This window comes from Thiomicrorhabdus xiamenensis (assembly GCF_013282625.1).
Classification (GTDB): Bacteria; Pseudomonadota; Gammaproteobacteria; order Thiomicrospirales; family Thiomicrospiraceae; genus Thiomicrorhabdus; species Thiomicrorhabdus xiamenensis.
Map to the genome: position 1 here is coordinate 1934833 of NZ_CP054020.1, position 19686 is coordinate 1954518.

Genomic DNA, 19686 nt, shown 5'->3' on the forward strand with positions numbered 1-19686 from the left:
ATTTTATTATTGATATCCGAGCCTTCGCGCCGGCTGTCATTTCTTTTCTACTTTTTAGAAAATTGAGAAAATCTGAATACTATGCATTACACACAAGCTTTTAGCACCTATTTGCGCCTCTTCTTTTTAAGTCTGACGGTTCTTTTCACACCGCAGAGCATGGCTACGCCGGTTGCCGACGCGCTTGCTGCACCGGTTCCGCACGTCGTGCCTTCTCCTCCGGAAATCGCCGGTAATGCCTACCTGTTGATCGACTTCAACAGCGGCCGCGTTCTGGCGGAAAAGAAATCCAATGACCGTGTAGAGCCGGCCAGTCTGACTAAAATCATGACCGGCTATGTTGTAATCAACGAACTGCGCAACGGCAATATGAAAATGGACGACATGGTTACCATTTCCAAAAAAGCGTGGAAAATGCCTGGCTCGAAAATGTTTATCGAAGTCGGCAAGCAGGTTTCGGTTCGCGACCTGATCAAGGGTATGGTTATCCAGTCCGGTAACGATGCCAGCGTCGCTCTGGCCGAGCACATCGCCGGCAGCGAAGAAGTTTTTGCGCAGTTGATGAACAAGTACGCCAAATCTCTGGGCATGACCAATACGCACTATGTCAACGCGACCGGTCTGCCACACCCTGAGCACTACACCACCGCTCACGACCTGGCTATTCTGACTAAAGCATTGATCCAGAACTTCCCGGACGAGTACAAGTGGTATTCTGAAAAGAAATTCACTTTTAACGGCATTACACAATACAACCGCAATAAACTGTTGTGGCAGGACGAGACGGTTGACGGCCTGAAAACCGGTCATACCGAAAGTGCCGGTTTCTGTCTGGTCTCTTCCGCCAAACGCGACGAAATGCGTCTGGTCAGTGTGGTTCTTGGAACCAGCAGTGCCAACACCCGTATTCAGGAAACGCAAAAGCTACTTAACTACGGTTTCCGTTTCTTTGAAACACACAAACTGTACAACGCTTTCCAGCGTCTTAAAGACGTAACCATCTGGGAAGGGAATCGCGACTTGGTCGGCCTTGGCTTGAGCAACGACCTGTATGTCACCATCCCTCGCGGGCAGTACAAAAACATCAAGATCGACACCTTGGTCGAGCCTACTATCAAGGCTCCGGCCAGCCAAGGCGATGAACTTGGTTCACTACAGATCACGCTAGGCGGTGAAGAAGTCGCTAACCGACCTCTGGTCGCTTTAGATACCGTCGAAGAAGGTTCTTTCTTCAAGAAACTGATCGACCAGCTGAAGTTGACTTTCAAGTCTTTATTCGGTAACGAAGCCTGATAGAGAAAGATCCTTTTAGGATACCGTCAGTCTGAAACGGTAGCGGCGCAGGCCGCACTTGCAGAACCCCATACAGAGTCGCGATCCTTAAAAGGTCGCGACTTTTTAGTTGCTGACGCTAAAATATAAGCATTTCAACCAGCCAACCAGAAGCGGATTTTGTTGATCTGAGTGGCGAAGAATACAGAGAACACCTATGACAAAAGATTTACACACTCCCGATAGCGAAACGCTGATTGAATTCCCGTGTGACTATAAACTCAAAGCAATGGGCCGCAACCATGACGAGTTTATCGATCTGGTGTATGAAATTACCTGTAAATACGCACCCAATACACCGCGGGAAAATATCTATATCAATAACTCGAAAGGCCAAAAATTCATTTCGGTGAATATTACCTTCTATGCTACCTGTATCGAACAGATTCACGGCATTTACGGTGACCTGAAAAAGCATCCTGAAGTCCTGATGACCCTTTGATCGCCACGTTATGGACTTGATTGTCAAACAACTCGGCCGGCAGGACTATCAAACAACCTGGCAGGCGATGCAGGCGTTTACCCAGCAACGCGGCGAAGAGACCCCGGATGAATTGTGGATCGTCGAACATTCTCCGGTTTACACTCAGGGGCTCAACGGCAAGAGCGAACACCTGCTGCGCCCAAACCCGGAAATCCCGGTTGTGCAAACCGATCGTGGCGGCCAGATCACCTATCACGGCCCTGGACAGCTGGTGATCTATATTCTCGTAGACCTCAAACGACGCAAGCTCGGTGTGCGTGCACTGGTCAGCATTATCGAAAACGCCATTATCGAACTGCTTGCGACCTTTCATATCGAAGCCGTAGCCCGTGCCGATGCGCCCGGAGTCTATGTCAACGGACAAAAGATCGCCTCGCTCGGTCTGAAAATCCGCAAGCAGAAGAGTTATCACGGACTGGCATTGAATGTCGATATGGACCTCACCCCCTTTCAGGCAATTAATCCTTGCGGTTTGCTTGGTATGCAAATGGCGCAACTCAGCGATTTCGTCACAGCTGCACAACGTCCTGAACTCAGTGAGTTAGGAGCCCATCTGTGCCGTATTCTGCAACAGCAACTGGATGCCGGCGCCCCCACAGGCACTCAGTAAAACTGCGTGGATTTCTTAAAACTTTACGGATGGCTTATAATAGCTGCCTTTCTAGCGAACACGAGTGAAAACTTATGTCTCAACCGCCGCAGCGACAAGAGATTACTATCGAGCAAATCGGCTCTATAAAAGAGCGCAATGCCGCTATGCCCAAAGGGCAGTACAAAACCAAATCTCTGAAACACCGCCCGGACCCGAATGCGGAAAAGCTTAAAAAACCGCGCTGGATTAAAGCCCAGTTACCGAAAGCCAAAGACATTCACCGTATTCGCGAATTAAAAAACATCATGCGTGAGCAGGGTTTACACAGTGTCTGTGAAGAAGCCTCCTGCCCGAATCTGGGCGAGTGTTTCGGGCACGGCACGGCTACCTTTATGATTATGGGCGACATCTGTACCCGTAAATGCCCTTTCTGCGACGTTACCCACGGCCGCCCGAAACCGCTTAATCAGGAAGAGCCGGCCCATCTGGCGCGCACGGTTAAAGCGATGGGATTGAACTATATCGTGATCACTTCGGTTGACCGCGACGATCTACGCGACGGCGGCGCGCAACATTTTGTCGACTGTGTCCACGAGCTCAGAGAACAATCGCCAAACACCAAAATCGAAACACTGGTACCGGATTTCCGCGGCCGTCTCAGCGTGGCCTTGGAAACCCTATCCAAACAGCCGCCGGATGTCCTCAACCATAATCTGGAAACCATTCCTCGCCTATATGAGGAAGCGCGCCCAGGTGCCGACTACCAATCGTCACTGGACCTGCTGAAACGTTTCAAGGAAATGCACCCGGAAGTGAAAACAAAATCCGGTCTGATGGTCGGCCTTGGCGAAAGCATGGAAGAGTTGTTGCAGGTCATGCGTGATTTGCGTGCTAACAATGTTGAAATGCTAACCGTCGGCCAATATTTACAACCGAGCAGTTATCATTTGGCGGTCAAAAAGTACTGGACGCCGCAAGAGTTCAAACAGGTTGAAGAAGCCGGTTACGAAATGGGCTTCGAGAATGTGGCATCCGGCCCGATGGTCAGATCGTCCTACCACGCCGATCTGCAGGCCAAAAACGATAACGGCAAACAAGATATTCAATTCAATGCGCTTTAATTTTGGAATAAAATCATGGCACAAGATGTAATTCAGCGTTTTCTATTTAAAGAACACAGTATTCGCGGGCAGGTAATCCAGCTGGACGAAGCCTGGCAAAAGATGACCCATGATCGCCACTATCCTGAGGTAATCAGTCAACTGTTAGGCGAACTGACCGCGGTCAGCGTTATTCTGGCCAGCGGTCTGAAACACGACGGCAAGATCACCTTGCAGATTCAAGGCAAAGGTCCGGTCAACCTGCTGGTGGTTGAAGTAACCCATGACTTCAAACTCCGCGGAGTGGCTAAAACCTCTCAGCCAATCGAAAATCAGAAGACAATGGATGAACTGCTTGGTAATGGACAGATACTGGTCACACTGGAAAATAACCAGACCAACAGTCACTTCCAGAGCTATGTTCCTCGTGAAGGTGACACGGTAGCGAAATGTTTTGAAACCTTCTTCCAACAATCCGAACAGCTGCCTTCCAGATTATGGCTGGCCGCTGACGAGAATCAGCTTGGCGGCCTACTGTTGCAGAAAATGCCGGATACCGACAACAAGGATGCTGACGCCTGGGATCGCGTCAGCCATCTGGCGGAAACGGTCAAAGATGAAGAATTGATGCAATTGCCGAGCGAGGAATTGTTGCATCGCTTGTTCCATGAAGAAACCGTCGAACTTTTCGAAGGCAATACCGTTGTCTATGAATGTCCGCAAGACAAATCACGTGTCGATGATATGCTGCGTAAACTCGGTGAAGAAGAAGTTCGCGAAATGCTCGAAGAACAGGGAGAGATCGTTATTCACAATGAGATCTGTAACTATCATATCCGCTACGATGCCGAGGATGTTGATGCCCTGTTTGCAAAACACGAAACACTACAATAATCGATCCTGCCCTGAATCCATCGAGGGCAAGGCAAACAAAAAAACCGCTGCAGGATTTTCCCGCGGCGGTTTTTTATTACCGGAAAAGCGTTGTCCCGGCAAAGCCGAACACTGACAAACGAATTTATTCTTCCAGTTTGCGCGTAAAGACCCAGTCGGTTTCATTCGACATTTCCGGCTCAAATTTATAACCCTGATAATCGAAATATTTAAGCCCTTCGGCTTCCTCCAACTTGTGATCCGCCGCATAACGCGCCATCAGACCGCGCGCCTTTTTCGCATGGAAGCTGATAATCTTATATTTACCACCTTTCCAATCCTTGAAAATCGGCGTAATGATCCGTCCATTCAACGCTTTTTTATCAATCGCTTTGAAATACTCATTCGACGCCAGATTTACGATTGTCTTGCTGCCCTGCGCTTGCAGATCCCGGTTCAGAGACTCGCTTAATTTCGCCCCCCAGAACTGGTATAGATCCTTACCTTTATGGTTAGCGAACTTGGTGCCCATTTCCAGACGGTATGGCAACATCAGATCACACGGTTTCAAGAGCCCGTAAAGACCGGACAGGATACGTAGATGATTCTGCAGATAATCGATCGACTCCTGATCCAGGCTGTACGCATCCAGCCCCTGATAGACATCCCCTTTGAAAAGCCATGCCGCCTGCTTTGCTCTATCTTCAGCAAACGGATAAGCCCACTCCTGAAATCGCTGGTAATTCAACTCGGAAAGTTTTTCGCTGATGCTCATCAGTTGGCCGATCTCCACCGGTCCAAGCTGCTGCAGCTGCTCAATCAGCTCCTTGGCTTCCTCAGCAAACTGAAACTGGGTCGCGGTCGCAGTCTGAACCGGCGTCTTTTCATCCAGCGACTTGGCCGGAGAAACAAGCATTAACATGGTGAACTCCTGAAAAAATTAACGGGGTAGAAAAATTCGCTGATAAAAAACCCAGCACAAGGCCGGGTTAGAGCGAAGCTGGCAACGCTTTACTTATCTTCCGGAAGAACCAGGTTCAGCTCCAGAACCTCGAAACCGTTCTCTTCATCAATTGAGATCTTCAACTGATCCTGATCGATTTCAACGTATTTAGCAATTACCTGCAAAATTTCATCACGCATTTTCGGCAGATAGTCCGGCGCTTTGGATTCCGTTCTTTCATGCGCTAAAAGGATCTGCAAGCGATCCTTTGCCAGATTTGCAGACTTCTTTTTTCGTTGCCCGAGTAGATAGTCTAGTAAAGCCATAATTATTTTTTCCCGAATAGTTTATTAAGGAAGCCTTTCTTCTCTTCAGTCAGGAAACGGTGCTCCTTCTCTTCACCCAAGAAACGCTCAACAATATCCAGGTACGCCTGAGCCGCATCGGAGTTGTCGTTCAAAACAACAGGCTCACCCGAGTTTGAAGCATTCAATACTTCCTGTGATTCAGGGACTACACCCAATAGCTTGATGCTTAGCAGGTCGATAACGTCATCATGCGACAGCATTTCACCGGCATTGACTCGGCCAGGGTTATAGCGGGTTAGTACAAGATGCTCGACAACCGGATCATCACCCTTCTCGGCACGGCGCGATTTGGCTTGCAGAATCCCCAGAATACGGTCGGAATCGCGCACTGAAGAAACTTCCGGGTTGGTCACGACAATCGCCTCGTCCGCGAAATACAGCGCCAGCTGAGCGCCCTTCTCGATACCGGCCGGAGAGTCACAGATAATGTAGTCAAAGCCGTCCGCTTTAAGCTCTTCGATGACTTTCTCAACGCCTTCCAGTGTCAAAGCGTCTTTATCACGAGTCTGTGAAGCGGCCAGAATATACAGACCTTCAACACGTTTATCTTTAATCAATGCCTGTTTAAGGGTCGCTTCACCCTGCACGACATTGACGAAATCGTAAACTACGCGGCGCTCGACACCCATAATCAGATCCAGATTACGCAGACCTACATCAAAATCGATAACCGCAACCTTGTTGCCTTTCAGCGCCAGCGCCGTTGAAATGCTCGCGCTCGTCGTGGTTTTACCGACTCCGCCCTTTCCAGAAGTGACCACTATGACTCTTGACACTCTAAACTCTCCTAATCTCTGATTAATCTTAATAATCAACTATTTAAAATTAAATATGGTTTATCACCAATTGTTCTTGTTGTAATTTGACTTCAACCAGACCGTTGCCTTTGAACTCTTCGGCAATGTCGTCCGCCAGCTGATAAACACCGGCGATGCAAACCAGTTCCGGATCCAGCTGCTTGGCAAAAATTTTCGCCTCCATTTCACCGGATGAACCGGCAATCGCCTTGCCCTGCATTTTACCGAAAACGGTGATATTACCGTCAGCAATAATCTCCGCACCCGGATTGACCGACCCCAAAATAATCAGGTCGCGGTCTTTCGCATAAACCTGTTGTCCGGAACGCACCGCACGCTCGATCACCAACGCAGACTTCAATCCGCCGTCGTCCAATACCACAGGTGCATAATTCTGTTGCTCTTGCGCCGCCTGCTGGTCAGCGGCCGGCTCTTCTTTTTTCTCTTTGGTCGTCGGACGACGCGTATCTTCCGGGAAAATTGCCAGACCGGCGAAGTTCGCCTGACTCTGAATCATCGGATCCTGCGAACGCAATCCGATCGGAATCATCTGCAACTGATGCAGGTACTCAACCAGCAAGGCGAGAAAAGTCGGATCGCTGATTTCAATTTTAGGTTCGAGAATGATCGGAATTCCGACAAAGAAACTCGGTGCCTGCTCGATCTTTCTGGCCAGAGCCGCTTTGGTTTCATTAATATCCGCTGAGTGGAGATGCAGAACGGTAAGAGAGAGTACCGAACCTTTTAATTCTATGACTTTTTCAGACATTCGTTATGACTTTATCGTTTTTGTTTATATGTATTTTTATATGCATTGGATCTGCTACCGATAAACATCTCAACAGTATCCTATCAGGCTGCCCTGACGCCGCTGAAAGCGACTTGTTCGATGTTTTTCCTAACGGGAAAATCGCTCGCGAATCGAGGTTACGAGACCCGCTGTAAAACCTTGCGAAACATCTCGCACTGATTTTAGATTTTAATTGCCGTAAATACTACCTTATGGCAGAAATAAGCACCGATTTTCGCACAAAATAGATTAAGGGGTAATCCCCGCGCCTTCCAGAAAGTGTTTCAAACGGGTGACATCCCCTTTATCACTCAGCTCGTGTCCGTGATGCGGCAGACTGATAATCAACTCCGCATGGCCGACACGAATGCGCGCTTTACTCGCGGTCGTATAGTCGATTTCGGCACCGTAATGCTCCAGAGTCGCAGCCAGCTTTTTCCAATCCAGATTGGTCGCAATCGGATGCGCAAAAACCTTACGCAGCATATTTTTATGTTTCTGACTCATCTCCGCCTCCTTAAGATCTGCGATAGCGTCGCCACTCTCTCAACGCTCTGGTACTACACATCATAGTCGATCTATCGCAAATTACGTTGCAGCAGGTCAATTTCCTTCTCACTCAGGTGGCGCCACTGCCCCGAAGCCAGACCACTTAGCGGCAAACCGGCGAACTCGACACGCTGCAGACGCAGAACCTGCAGCCCGACCTGTCGACACATACGTCGAATCTGCCGGTGCAACCCCTGCTGCAATACTATCTGCAGAATATTCGGCGCCAGCAGGGAAACACTGCAAGGCAAGGTCTTTTGTTCGCCTAACAGCATGCCGTCCGCCAACTGTCGTTGCTGCGCTTCGCTGACGACTTTATCGACAGTGACCAGATAAATTTTGTCCTTACCCTGACGCTTGTGCAGCAGAGCATCGGCAAACTGCCCCTGGTTGGTCAAAAGCAGCAAGCCTTCCGAATCTTTGTCCAGACGTCCGATCGGAAGCCAGTGCGACGGCAGAGCAAGCCCTGCATCGATCAAGGCTTGCGTCAGATTCCCCTCAACCTCGTGCGCTTTTGAACAGACCACGCCTCTGGGCTTGTGATAAAGCACAAACCAGCTCTCGGGAAGAAAATTGGCGACCGGACGGCCTGCGACACGAATCTGATCCGCTTCGGAAACCTGCATCCCCAACTCGGCCGGAAGACCGTTTACTTCGACTTTACCGGATCTGACCAAGCGGTCGGCCGCACGGCGGGAGCAGACTCCGTAACGACTGAGGTATTGATTAAGGCGCAAAACCGCTCCTTAGGCGTCAGGACATAAATGCTGCTGAGCTTCCTGCAACCGATCCAGCGTACCGATATCCGACCAATAGCCATGAAACACTTCGCCGTCGAGCAGCTGCTTGTTCATTGCCGCCCTAAGAATCGGTGCCAGCGCAATAAAATCGACTTTCATCCCGGAAAACAACTGCGGCTTCAACACGCTCAACCCGGCAAACGTAAATTCGCCCTGTTCACTCACTAGTCCGTTATGCAGGCCGAAATCCCCCTTGGCATTGAACGCCGGGCTCGGTACAAGCGTTAAATGCCCCATTTTTCCGGAAGACTGTTGCAGTTGGCGTGCAGACTGCACCAAGCAGTTAAAGTCATAGTCACAGTAAACATCGCCGTTAATCAACAAAAACGGCTCTTCGCCCAGTTTCGGCAATGCATTAATAATCCCCCCAGCCGTTTCCAGACCGCCTTCGGGTTCGGGCGAATAATCGATTTCCAGCCCCCAACGCTCTCCGTTTCCCAAACCCTCTTCAATCTGCTGGCCAAGCCAGGCATGATTGATCACCACTTTACGGATTCCGGCAGCCGCCAATTTCCGCAGATGATACTCGATCAAAGGCACGCCACACAGCGGCACCAGCGGTTTGGGAAGTTTATCGGTTAAGGGACGCAGACGGTTACCGCGTCCGGCGGCCAGAATCATCGCACACGGAATAAACGCGTTTACCTCACTCATGAGGCCGCCTTGGATGAGGCGACCGCTGAAAATTCGCGATTCAGTTTTTCCACTTGCGGAAGCCACTGGTTTTCGATCCAGCCGACCAGAGGGCCCATTTCCTTGTAGCTCGATCCCACGGAAACGATATATTGCAGAGTCTGCGGAATATCGTGCAGATAGCCTTCCTTACCGTCACGATGCCAGAGACGGGCAAAAATCCCGGAAGCCTTAAGATGTCGCTGAATACCCATCAAATCGAAAGCACGCTGAAAATCATTCCATTGCCCCTTATCCAGAACCTGGTACTGACACAATTCCAGGAAGTAGGCTCGCAGCCACTCTTCAACCTGCTCCCGAGGCCAGGCGATATAGCAGTCGCGTAACAAAGAGACAGCGTCATAGGTCAAAGCGCCGTTAACCGCATCCTGAAAATCGAGAATACCCGGATTGCGTCCCGGCGCAAGCATTAGGTTGCGACTGTGATAGTCTCTGTGCACATAAGTTTGCGGCTGTTGCAGCGCAGAATCGATCAGGTACTGCTTCATCTCCTGCCACTGCGCTTTTTGCAGTTTATCGAATTCGCGGGTCAGGTGTTTTTCGCCAAGCCAGTCCGGAAACAAGTCCATTTCGCGATTCAGCAGCTCAGAATCATAATTCGGTAAACGCTGAGCCTCCTGACGGGAACGACTCTGCAGTCGCACCAGGGCACTTAACGCCTGCCGATAAAGTTCGTCGACACGGCTTTCATCAACATTTTGCAGTTCGCTCAGGTAAGTTGTTGATCCAAGATCAGTCAATAACAGAAAGCCCTGCTGCAGATCCTGATCCAGCACCTTAGGGACATTCAGGCCGATTTCCTGCAGCGTCTGCGCCACATCGATAAAAGGACGACAATCTTCATGCTGCGGCGGTGCATCCATAATAATCAGACGATCATTGTGATAGCCGAGTTCCTCGGAACTCGGCTCGCTAAAAGGCGCGCTCAACTCTATTCGGAAGTAGCGTCGGAAACTCGCATCACTTGAAGCCGGTACCGGCTCACTAAAAGTTCGTCCCTGTAAAATCGGCAACTGTTCAAGCCAATCACAAATCTGTTGAAATCTTTCGTCCATTAGTCGTTAATCCAGTTAAAATAGGCGATTCACGAATAATTCATTATTGTCTGCGTAATGTCAAATATCGGGCCTCATTTCCAACTGCATTCTATACCGCATTTAAAACGTAAAACGCTGCTCTGTACGCTCGCAGCCCTTGGCGTTGTCGGCGCTACACCCGTTTATTCGCTAGAAGAATTCGCAGGCAAAACAGAATTAACCGCAGAACAGAAAGCCTGTCTGCCTGCGCTGATCACCCCGCGTCCGGAAATCTGGCCGAAATCCGACCTGAGCGAAATGGTCGGCCCGATGCAGGAAGACGATGCGCTTTTAAATCAACCGATCCGCATTCGTGCCGACGCTCTTGAGCAGCAGGGTAAACAGTCTCTGAACCTATCCGGCAATGTCGAACTCGAACATCCGAAAATCCGTATCTACTCCGATGAGTTACAAGTCGACCTTGAAAACAAACGCGCACAGATGCAAGGCAATATCCGTCTGTTGCAGGAACAGTTCAGTCTGACCGCGCAACAACTCGACATCGACGAGCAGAACCTGAAAATCGGCCCTAACCGCTATCAGATCATTCCCAGCCGGGCTTACGGCGAATCCGATGCGATACAGGTCAACCAACAGAAACAGCGCGCCGAACTGAAATCGGCCAGCCTGACGACCTGTAAGCTGAACAGCAAAGGGAAAAAAGACTGGGATCTGCAAGCACGGGAAATTGTGGTCGATCAGCAAAAGCAACGGGTTATCGCCAGAGACGCAACACTGAAAATCAGAGAAATTCCGATTTTCTACAGCCCATACTTCGACTACCCTTTGAACGATCGCGCCAGCGGATTACTCTTCCCGGAAATCGGCTCTTACAAAGCGCTGAATAACGATGAACGCACCCAATACATCAAAATTCCGTACTATTTTGCCTTGGCGCCCAATTACGATGACACCGTGAACATCATCCCCATGTCGCAACAGGGGCTGGCGTTGGACAATGAATTCCGCTACCTCGGCAATATGGGCAGCAGCCGTCAGCGTTGGGAAATCGAAACCAGTCTGTACCGCAGCGATGAAAGTTTGAGTGAAGCCGAAAACCCGCGCTGGCGTATGGCCGTCAATAATCAGCAGCAATGGGGCGAACATATCAACGCCCGAATCAACTGGCACCAGACTTCGGACGCCAACGTCTACAACGACGCGCCGATCGATAAGGATTACACCAACGCGACCCGTGCCCCGCAGGAAATGCAGCTGAACTATCAAAGCGAACGTTTTTCCGCTCATGCACTCTACAGCGGTTATGAAAAGCTGATCAATTTTCAAAACAACTATGAGAAACGCCCTGAAGTCGGCATGCAGTATCGTCAGCCGCTTAACGCTGCGACGAACTCTGTCTTACCGGGCGACCTCGACTGGTACTTCAACAGTCAGGTGACCGATTTCCGTCTCAAGGATACCGATACCTCGCGAGCAGAAGGAATGCGCTGGCACAATCAGAGCGGGTTACGCTACGAACAGAGAAAAACTTACGGTCAGTTCAATGCCCAACTCAACGCCTATTACAGCGACTACCAACTGGACAACAGCGTCATAGAAAGTGAAGAACGCTTTATTCCGCAAGCGGTCATCGGCGGCGGACTGATTTTTGATCGCCCTGTTTCGATCGCAGGGAAGTCCTATACCCAGACGCTGGAACCGCAGATTCAATATCTGTACACTGCTTACCGCGAACAGAGTCAACTGCCGCTTTTCGATTCCGCTCTGCGCAGCCCAGATTTCAGCAACCTCTTCGCACTGAATCCTTACGTGGGTTCCGATCGCATCGCCGACACCCATCAGGTCAGCGTTGCCCTTAGCAGCCGCTTTATCGACGACAGCGGCAAAGAGCGCCTGAATCTCGGTATCGGTCAACTGTACCGTTTCACAGACGCCAAAGTTCTTGCCGAAGACGGTTTCAACGGCGACAGCGGCGCATCGGATATTTATACGAAAGCGCAGCTGAATCTGGATGCCTTACGCCTGCACTCTACGCTGCTATTCGATCCACAGCAAAAAGAGTTTACCGCCAGCAGCAACCGTATTTTCTGGCAGGTGAACGAGCGTAATGAACTGTTTATTAACCATATTAAAATGGATCAGTCCTCTACGCAGACAAACGAAAACCTGATGCTGGGTGGTTATTCCAAACTGAACCAAAACTGGCAGATGAGTCTGGTCACGAATTATGACCTGGATTTAAACCAGACTGTTGAATCACAATTGAGTCTGCGTTACGAAAGCTGTTGCTGGGCAGTATCTGCTACAGCGGAACGCACACAACTGGAAAATGATTTGTATAATGACAGCATTCAATTTCAGTTCGAATTCAAAGGACTCAGTAATAACGACCAGTCTTTGAAGAAGAACTTGAGCAACCTATTTAACTTTTAGTGATACATGATGAAATCAAAACTTAATTCCACCCTGCTTTCCCTATTGACGCTGTTTGCCGTCGGCGGCCCTATCAGCGCGGTTCATGCTGCCGAAACACCGGTAAGTTCTCAGGATGCCCTGGTCGACAGCATCGTTGCGGTGGTCAATGACCGCATCATTCTCAAAAGCGAACTGAACGCCAAATTACTGGAACAGGCGGAGCAGCTGAAAAGCCAGAATATTTCGGTACAGGACGTTGACGCCCTGCGAGAGCAAGTACTGGATAGTTTGATTTTACAGGCCGTGCAACTCAGCCGCGCTGAACAGATCGGCTTGAAGATTTCCGATCAGGAACTCAACCAGCAGATGGAAAAAGTCGCCGCGCAAAACAACCTATCATTGCTAGACTTGCGCAACCGCTTGAATCTGGAAGCGGACAACGGCTTTAACCGTATTCGCGACAAAATCCGCAACCAGATGATTATCCAGAAACTGCGTCAGAAAGAAGTAGTCAGCCGCGCTCAGGTGACCGAAAGCGAAATCAACAACTACCTGAAACGAATGACGTTGGCGAACAAGTATCGCGAAATCGAACTCCAGCACATTCTAATCGCCCTGCCGGAATCGGCAACCCAGCAGCAGCGCCGTGACGCCTTGCAGAAAATAACGCAACTGCGTCAGCGTATTGTTCAGGGAGAAGATTTTGCTCAGTTGGCGGTACGCTATTCAAACGGCGCCAAAGCGCTGGATGGCGGGAATCTCGGTTGGATGAAAGACAGCGAAGTACCGACCTTCTTCTCGAAACAGGTCGAACAGCTGTCTCTGGGCCAAGTCAGTCAAGTAATTCAAAGCCCGAGCGGCTTCCACCTGATTAAAATCGCCGATGAACGTCAGGCGGGAACCCAAAAAGTGGACGAATACCACCTATACCGTTTCCTGATCCTGAGTGATGACGCCATGCAACAATCCGAAGCGCCGCAATCTCTACAGAGTGTCGTCGCCAATATCAAGAGCCTTGAAGATTTCGAGGCGCTTAACCAGACCTATTCCGATATTCCGGAAGAGGTTAACGCCGACAGCGATATGGGCTGGCGGGCTCAAGAGGAACTCGCCCCCGAACTGCAGAGTATTGTTGCCACACTGGATATCGGTCAGGCAACCCAGCCGATCGCCACCGACCGCGGCTGGCTGATCTATTATCTGGATGCAGTACGCTCGGTCAGTGAAGATGCTGCGGACAAGAAAGAACAGGCCGCCCGTGCGGTGCGTATGCGTAAGGCCAACGAGATGTTTGATCTTTGGTTACGCCGTCTGAGAGACGAAGCGTTCGTACGCATTAATTTATAATTCAGTACATACGCTTGATCAATCCAAGACCAGAGCGCACAACCGCGCTTTGGTCTTTGTTTTTTATTCAGGCGCATGAAAACAAATTTCAATAAAATTTTGAACAGGATAATTGAGTGACTGCACGATTTGTCATTACTTCAGGGGAACCGGCCGGAATCGGTCCGGATTTGGTACTGCAACTGGCGCAACAGGACTGGCCGATCGAACTGGTTGTTCTCGCCGATAAATCCCTGCTCCAGCAAAGATCGGCCATGCTTGGCTTGGAAGTGGAAATGATCGATTACGATCCCGAGCAACCGGCACAACCAAGCCGCGCAGGTACCTTGCTGATCGAACAGATCAACCTGCCGCAGGCCGTTGAAACCGGCAAGCTCAACCCGATCAATGCCCGCTATGTGATCCAGATGCTCAAGCGTGCAATCAACGGCTGCATGAATAAAGAGTTTGCCGCCATGGTCACCGGACCGATTCACAAAGGCGTGATTAACGACGCCGGCCTGAAATTCAGCGGCCACACCGAAATGCTTGCCGAAGTCAGCGGTACCAAACAGGTCGTGATGATGCTGGCGACCCCGGGATTGCGCGTCGCACTGGTCACGACCCACCTACCGCTTAAGGATGTACCGGAAGCGATCACGCAACCGTTGCTGACCGATATTCTGAGTATCACCCATGATTCCTTGAAAAACCAGTTTGCCATCGACGACCCGCGTATTCTGGTTACCGGCCTAAACCCGCACGCCGGCGAAGACGGTCATATGGGCCGCGAAGAAATCGACGTCATTAAACCGGTTCTGAACAAACTTGGCGAGAACATGAACGTCCAGGGGCCTTATCCGGCAGACACCCTGTTTACACCGAAATACCTGCAACAGGCCGATGCGGTGGTAGCCATGTATCACGACCAGGGACTGCCGGTACTGAAACACATGGGCTTCGGCAACGCAGTCAACATCACGCTGGGCTTGCCGTTTGTACGTACCTCAGTTGACCACGGCACCGCGCTGGATCTGGCCGGAAGTGGCAAAGCGGATATCGGCAGTTTCCACTACGCGATCGAAGTCGCGATGCAGATGACTCAGCAGGTTTAACAGTTATGGCAAAAGCCCCAAACAAGCGTCGCGAAGCCGGCAGCGGACATAAACATAAAAAGCAGTTCGGTCAAAACTTTCTGAACAACAGCCGCATTATCGACCGAATCGTCGCGGCAATCCGTCCGCAAGCGCAGGATCACATGGTTGAAATCGGTCCCGGCGAAGCGGCCTTGACCGAACCATTGATCAAGACGGTTTCCCATCTGGACATTATCGAAATCGATAATGACCTGATCGGCCCGTTAAAAATCCGTTTCGCCTGCGAACCGGCGTTTCATCTGCATCACACCGATGCATTGACGTTCGATTATTCGACACTGCTTAAAACGCCAGACGAACAGCTTCGAGTTGTCGGCAACCTGCCTTACAACATCTCCAGCCCGCTGATGTTTCACCTGCTGGAGCATGCAGAGAATATCCGCGACATGCATTTTATGCTGCAAAAAGAAGTCGTCGACCGGATTTGCGCCCAGCCGGGAAGCAAAACGTTTGGCCGTCTCAGCGTGATGATGCAGTACTACTGCAAAACCGAACATCTATTCGATGTCGGGCCGGAAAACTTCACTCCGCCGCCAAAGGTCGACTCAGCAATTGTGCGTTTATTGCCATACAAAGAGAAACCACTGCTGGCAGAGGATGAGGCTTTATTCGAAAAATTCGTCAAACAGTGTTTTGCCCTTAAACGCAAAACCCTGCGCAACAACCTCAAAGGCTGGCTGGAGAGTGAGCAGATTGAGGCCTGCGGTATCAACCCTTCGGCCCGCGCCGAGACTTTGCAATTAGCCGATTTTGTTACCCTGTGTAACTATTATCGAAAAACCCTGAACACGTAATTCTGATCCATGAAAAATACCTATATCATCGGCGACCTGCAAGGCTGTTTCGACGAGCTGCAACAGCTACTCGGGAAAATCAATTACCGACCGGAAGAAGACTGCCTGTGGTTTGTCGGCGATTTGATTAACCGTGGGCCGAAATCGCTGGAATGCCTACGTTTCGTCAAAGCGCTCGAAGAACAGGGTAAAGCGAAAACCGTACTCGGCAACCATGACTTTCACTTGCTGGCGGTCTATTCAGGGCTGGTAACTTTCCTGAGTAAATCCGATACTATCCAGCCGATACTGGATGCGCCGGACGCTGATGAACTTGTGGATTGGTTGCGTAAACAACCGTTAATGATTCACCACCCGCAACAGAACGCGGTCATGGTTCACGCTGGAATTCCGCCGCAGTGGAGCATTGAAGAGGCGCTGCAATTCGCCTCCGAAGCACAGGTTCCGCTGCTTGGTGATGACTGGCAGACATTCGTACGCGAGGAACTGTTTGGCTCGGAAGACACATCCTGGGATCCACAGATGTCCGGCTGGCCGCGAATCCGTTACATTATTAACGCCTTTGCCCGCATGCGCTATTGCGATAAAAAAGGTACGCTCAACTTTAAGCTCAAAGGCAGTCCGAAAAAAGTTAAAAAACTCAAACAGAGCGATCCAGCCCTGAAGGGAATCAAACCTTGGTTCAAGTTTAAAAAACGTAAAAGTCTGGGCACGGAGATCTTTTTCGGGCACTGGTCAACGCTCGGTGAAGTGGACAAACACGATGTCCACTCGACCGATACCGGCTGCCTGTGGGGTGGCAGTCTGACCGCTTACCACCTTGAAAGCGGTCAAAGACTCTGTATCGACTGCCAGCAGCAGATGGCGCCAAAAGGATCAAATTAAGCGATTTTGCAGGCAAACCGTTACAGAAAACGCCGATTAAGGTATTCTTATTGCTTAAAGAAAACTCAGAAAATTCTTAACAGGGCAATATTCACGAGGACAGCGATTCACTATGGCGCAGAAGAAAATGGCAACGGACGCCAAGGCCGCTTATAAGCAAACCGCAGAACAAGAGACGAATTCGCAACCGCTTCCCGACCCGAACGAGTTATTGGATCGTCTCCAGGCGGTGGATTGCGAACAGTACGATGTCGATAAGCTGGCCGAACTCTATAAAGGACAGAAAGTCTGGTATTCGGCGCTGGCGATTCCGGTCAGCACACTGGTTCTGACCGTGTTTACCCTGATCGGCGCTTTCGTATTCGACCAGCCGATTATCAGCTTTATTGTCGCCGCCGCTCTTCTGTACTGGATCGCCAGCATGATTGACGGCCAGCAAAAGCATATTCCACTACAGGCACGCAACGAGGTCATCCAACGAATTGCCGCAACCGAAGGCGAACACGGGCTGGTTCCGCACTTTAAAGACTTTCTGCCGAAGCGTTATCGCCATCTGTGGCAATCCCTGCGTAAAGGTAACTATATCTATATCGACCAGTATGTTCAGGCGGTAATGCTGCTTCAGAAACAGATCGAACGGGACAAATTCATTAAATTTTGGTACCTCAAATATCCGCACACAGCGCCGGAGGCTGAGGAAGAAGAACACCCTTTCGCAGATATTATCCGCAACCAGAATCCTTCCTGACAGCTTAATGCCCGCCGCCGCATTTTGGCGAGGCGGGAATTGATTCACCCTTAGCCATCCATTCTTCAGGCGTATAGGTATGCAACGCCAAGGCGTGGAATTGCGGCATTAACTCCGATAAAACCTTATACACCGCCTGTTGACGTTTGACACGAGTCAAATCGATAAAATCCTCGCTGACCAGCGTCAGTTTAAAGTGCGACTCACCCGCCGGTCCGGCATGCATATGGCTCTCGTTATCCAGCTGCATAAAGCTGATGGCAAAATTCTCTTCAATGGCTTTTTCGATTTGTTGCTGCAAAGACATAAATCCTTCCCAAGTAATATAAAAATCAATTCAAAAAGAGATTATAAAGAATCGAACTGCGAATGGGTCAGCCTATGTTCATAGATAGACACTGCATAATCCCGCTTCAACTCAGTATAATAACGAACACCTAATTCAAAACATAACTGCCTTTATTTGGAGTCAATATGTCCCTCTCCCACAAATTCATGGCCCTTGGACTAGCACTTAGCCTTAGCTTCCCTGCACTGGCGAGCGATGTCCCTGCCGCTAAAAGCACCTTTCAATTGAAACCGGTTCCGGAACTGCAGGATCCGCCAAGTGACCGTTTTCCCGGCGACCCGGCCGAGCACAAAGCGGTCTATATGTGGAATAAACACGATACCGATTATCAGATCGGTATCCTAAACTCGATTCAGGCAATGATTAAAAAATACGGCGACAATGTCGAGATCGCCGTCGTCGCCATCGGACCTGGGCTGCATGTACTGGCCAAAGAGCCGCAACGCAAAGTCGACCAGCTGATTTATGATCGTGTCGAAGGTTTCGCCAAAGACTATAACGTACGCTGGATTGCCTGCGGGAATACCATGAATACGATCCATTGGGAGCACTCCGATATGCGTCAGTTCGCCGAATACTCCGAGGTCGGTGCGGCAGCCTTAATGGAATTGCAGGAAGAAGGTTACAAACTGCTGGTCTGGTAATTCCTGAAAAGCAGAAGAGCACAAAGTCGGTTGAGATTTAGCCGCAATGTGCTCTTTTTTATATCGAAACCGGCTATTTCTTATCTGACTGCATGGCCATCAGCTGATCCAGCTTCGTATGCAGTGACTGCATCTCGTCCTGAACACGTTTTTCAAAGGATTCATGCTCTTCAAGCGTCAATCCCATCTTTTCCGCTTCCATCTTTTTGTGCTCTTCGGCCAGAACATCGACCACGATTCCGATCATCATATTCAGGAAAACAAACGCCGAGAAGAAAATAAACGAAATGTAATACATCCAACTCAGACTGTACACCGCCATAGTTTCGTACATAACATCGGTCCAGTCCTCGAAAGTGGCAACGCGGAACAATGTCAGCAGCGAAATACCTAAATCGCCCCACAGATTCGGGTTGATCTGCGAGAACAGCAGATTACCGATCACGGCATACAGATAAAAGATAATGAACATCAGCAAGGCGACATATCCCATGCGCGGTAACGCCGTAATCAAAGCCGTTACCAGCACGCGTAATTCCGGTATAAAAGAGATCAAACGCATGACACGGAAAAGGCGCAGCATTCGCGCAATCAGCGCATATTCCGTCGAATCCATCGGAATCAAACTGACCACGACAATCACGAAGTCGAAGACATTCCAGCCTTTCTTGAAAAAGTTCAGTAATCGATCCTCGGCCGCCATGCGGATCATGATTTCAATCAGAAAGAACAGCGTAACGGCATAGTCCAGGGTTAAAAGAATCGATTCGTACAGCGGATCCAGCTGATAAGTTCGAATACCGATCATCAGCGATGAAAAGATAATCACCGTAATAACAAACATCTCGAAAAGTTTGTTATCACGAACCATTTGAAATCTTCGTTGAAAACCGTTCCAGGTCATATTCATGCTCACTATAAAAACTGATAAATTTAACTTATGGGTTGATCAGGCGGTATTTTACTGCAAATATTGCCAAGGTGTTCACCTTTGAAATTGCTAGAATAAC

Annotated in this window: 22 protein-coding genes; 12 read left to right on the top strand and 10 right to left on the bottom strand. The window is 49.8% G+C overall.

Annotated features, from left to right (window positions below; translation table 11 throughout):
* The first annotated feature begins 81 nt into the window (after positions 1-81).
* From HQN79_RS08905 to hslO, 5 genes are all read left to right on the top strand, one after another.
* A complete protein-coding gene (locus tag HQN79_RS08905; RefSeq protein WP_338065233.1) occupies positions 82-1293 on the top strand; it encodes a D-alanyl-D-alanine carboxypeptidase family protein in 1212 nt (403 codons plus the stop codon).
* A 196-nt stretch (positions 1294-1489) separates the two neighbouring features.
* Positions 1490-1774: a YbeD family protein gene (locus tag HQN79_RS08910; RefSeq protein WP_173285726.1), complete on the top strand. Its 285-nt coding sequence runs from the start codon at positions 1490-1492 to the stop codon at positions 1772-1774.
* Positions 1775-1784: 10 nt separating this feature from the next.
* Complete coding sequence (lipB, locus tag HQN79_RS08915) at positions 1785-2426, top strand: lipoyl(octanoyl) transferase LipB (RefSeq protein ID WP_173285728.1); 642 nt, start codon at positions 1785-1787, stop codon at positions 2424-2426.
* A 74-nt stretch (positions 2427-2500) separates the two neighbouring features.
* Positions 2501-3529 carry a lipoyl synthase gene (gene lipA / locus HQN79_RS08920; protein WP_173285730.1) on the top strand — a complete coding sequence of 343 codons (1029 nt, stop codon included), beginning with the start codon at positions 2501-2503 and terminating at the stop codon, positions 3527-3529.
* Between the two features lie 15 nt (positions 3530-3544).
* Positions 3545-4402, top strand: a complete 858-nt coding sequence (gene hslO, locus HQN79_RS08925; RefSeq protein WP_173285732.1) for an Hsp33 family molecular chaperone HslO — start codon at positions 3545-3547, stop codon at positions 4400-4402.
* A gap of 124 nt (positions 4403-4526) precedes the next feature.
* Here the strand turns inward: hslO and yaaA are convergent, their stop codons facing one another.
* The 8 genes from yaaA to HQN79_RS08965 all read right to left on the bottom strand — a co-directional run bounded on the left by yaaA (position 4527) and on the right by HQN79_RS08965 (position 10376).
* Complete coding sequence (gene yaaA / locus HQN79_RS08930) at positions 4527-5303, bottom strand: peroxide stress protein YaaA (protein ID WP_173285734.1); 777 nt, start codon at positions 5301-5303, stop codon at positions 4527-4529.
* A gap of 89 nt (positions 5304-5392) precedes the next feature.
* Entirely contained in the window at positions 5393-5650 is a 258-nt protein-coding gene (gene minE / locus HQN79_RS08935; RefSeq protein WP_173285736.1) for a cell division topological specificity factor MinE, read from the bottom strand.
* 2 nt (positions 5651-5652) lie between these two features.
* On the bottom strand, positions 5653-6468 hold the full coding sequence (gene minD, locus HQN79_RS08940) for a septum site-determining protein MinD (RefSeq protein ID WP_173285738.1): 816 nt from the start codon (positions 6466-6468) through the stop codon (positions 5653-5655).
* 49 nt (positions 6469-6517) lie between these two features.
* Positions 6518-7258 (bottom strand): septum site-determining protein MinC, encoded by a 741-nt coding sequence (gene minC / locus HQN79_RS08945; protein ID WP_173285740.1) that lies wholly within the window; start codon positions 7256-7258, stop codon positions 6518-6520.
* Positions 7259-7528: 270 nt separating this feature from the next.
* The gene (locus HQN79_RS08950) at positions 7529-7786 is read right to left on the bottom strand and encodes a hypothetical protein (protein ID WP_173285742.1); all 258 of its coding nucleotides are present in this window, start codon (positions 7784-7786) and stop codon (positions 7529-7531) included.
* A gap of 71 nt (positions 7787-7857) precedes the next feature.
* Positions 7858-8565, bottom strand: a complete 708-nt coding sequence (locus HQN79_RS08955) for a pseudouridine synthase (RefSeq protein WP_173285744.1) — start codon at positions 8563-8565, stop codon at positions 7858-7860.
* Positions 8566-8574: 9 nt separating this feature from the next.
* Positions 8575-9282: an N-acetylmuramate alpha-1-phosphate uridylyltransferase MurU gene (gene murU / locus HQN79_RS08960; RefSeq protein WP_173285746.1), complete on the bottom strand. Its 708-nt coding sequence runs from the start codon at positions 9280-9282 to the stop codon at positions 8575-8577.
* On the bottom strand, positions 9279-10376 hold the full coding sequence (locus HQN79_RS08965; RefSeq protein ID WP_173285747.1) for an aminoglycoside phosphotransferase family protein: 1098 nt from the start codon (positions 10374-10376) through the stop codon (positions 9279-9281). The genes murU and HQN79_RS08965 overlap by 4 nt, the downstream gene beginning before the upstream one ends.
* Before the next feature lie 57 nt (positions 10377-10433).
* Between HQN79_RS08965 and HQN79_RS08970 the strand changes: the two genes are divergently transcribed.
* From HQN79_RS08970 to HQN79_RS08995, 6 genes are all read left to right on the top strand, one after another.
* A complete protein-coding gene (locus HQN79_RS08970; protein ID WP_173285749.1) occupies positions 10434-12791 on the top strand; it encodes an LPS-assembly protein LptD in 2358 nt (785 codons plus the stop codon).
* Between the two features lie 9 nt (positions 12792-12800).
* Positions 12801-14120, top strand: coding sequence for a peptidylprolyl isomerase (locus HQN79_RS08975; RefSeq protein ID WP_173285751.1), 1320 nt, complete (start codon positions 12801-12803; stop codon positions 14118-14120).
* Positions 14121-14236: 116 nt separating this feature from the next.
* The gene (gene pdxA / locus HQN79_RS08980; RefSeq protein ID WP_173285753.1) at positions 14237-15214 is read left to right on the top strand and encodes a 4-hydroxythreonine-4-phosphate dehydrogenase PdxA; all 978 of its coding nucleotides are present in this window, start codon (positions 14237-14239) and stop codon (positions 15212-15214) included.
* A gap of 5 nt (positions 15215-15219) precedes the next feature.
* Positions 15220-16050 (top strand): 16S rRNA (adenine(1518)-N(6)/adenine(1519)-N(6))-dimethyltransferase RsmA, encoded by an 831-nt coding sequence (gene rsmA, locus HQN79_RS08985; protein WP_173285755.1) that lies wholly within the window; start codon positions 15220-15222, stop codon positions 16048-16050.
* A 9-nt stretch (positions 16051-16059) separates the two neighbouring features.
* Positions 16060-16935, top strand: a complete 876-nt coding sequence (locus HQN79_RS08990; protein ID WP_173285757.1) for a symmetrical bis(5'-nucleosyl)-tetraphosphatase — start codon at positions 16060-16062, stop codon at positions 16933-16935.
* Positions 16936-17047: 112 nt separating this feature from the next.
* Positions 17048-17683, top strand: a complete 636-nt coding sequence (locus tag HQN79_RS08995; protein ID WP_173285759.1) for an ABC-2 family transporter permease — start codon at positions 17048-17050, stop codon at positions 17681-17683.
* Positions 17684-17687: 4 nt separating this feature from the next.
* Here the strand turns inward: HQN79_RS08995 and HQN79_RS09000 are convergent, their stop codons facing one another.
* On the bottom strand, positions 17688-17990 hold the full coding sequence (locus HQN79_RS09000) for a BolA family protein (RefSeq protein WP_173285761.1): 303 nt from the start codon (positions 17988-17990) through the stop codon (positions 17688-17690).
* 167 nt (positions 17991-18157) lie between these two features.
* Here HQN79_RS09000 and HQN79_RS09005 point away from each other — a divergent pair, with 167 nt between their 5' ends.
* Positions 18158-18676 (top strand): DsrE family protein, encoded by a 519-nt coding sequence (locus HQN79_RS09005; protein WP_173285763.1) that lies wholly within the window; start codon positions 18158-18160, stop codon positions 18674-18676.
* A gap of 73 nt (positions 18677-18749) precedes the next feature.
* On the opposite strand, the gene HQN79_RS09010 is transcribed toward HQN79_RS09005, so the two are convergent.
* Positions 18750-19547 carry an ion transporter gene (locus tag HQN79_RS09010; RefSeq protein ID WP_238843347.1) on the bottom strand — a complete coding sequence of 266 codons (798 nt, stop codon included), beginning with the start codon at positions 19545-19547 and terminating at the stop codon, positions 18750-18752.
* Positions 19548-19686 lie beyond the last annotated feature (139 nt).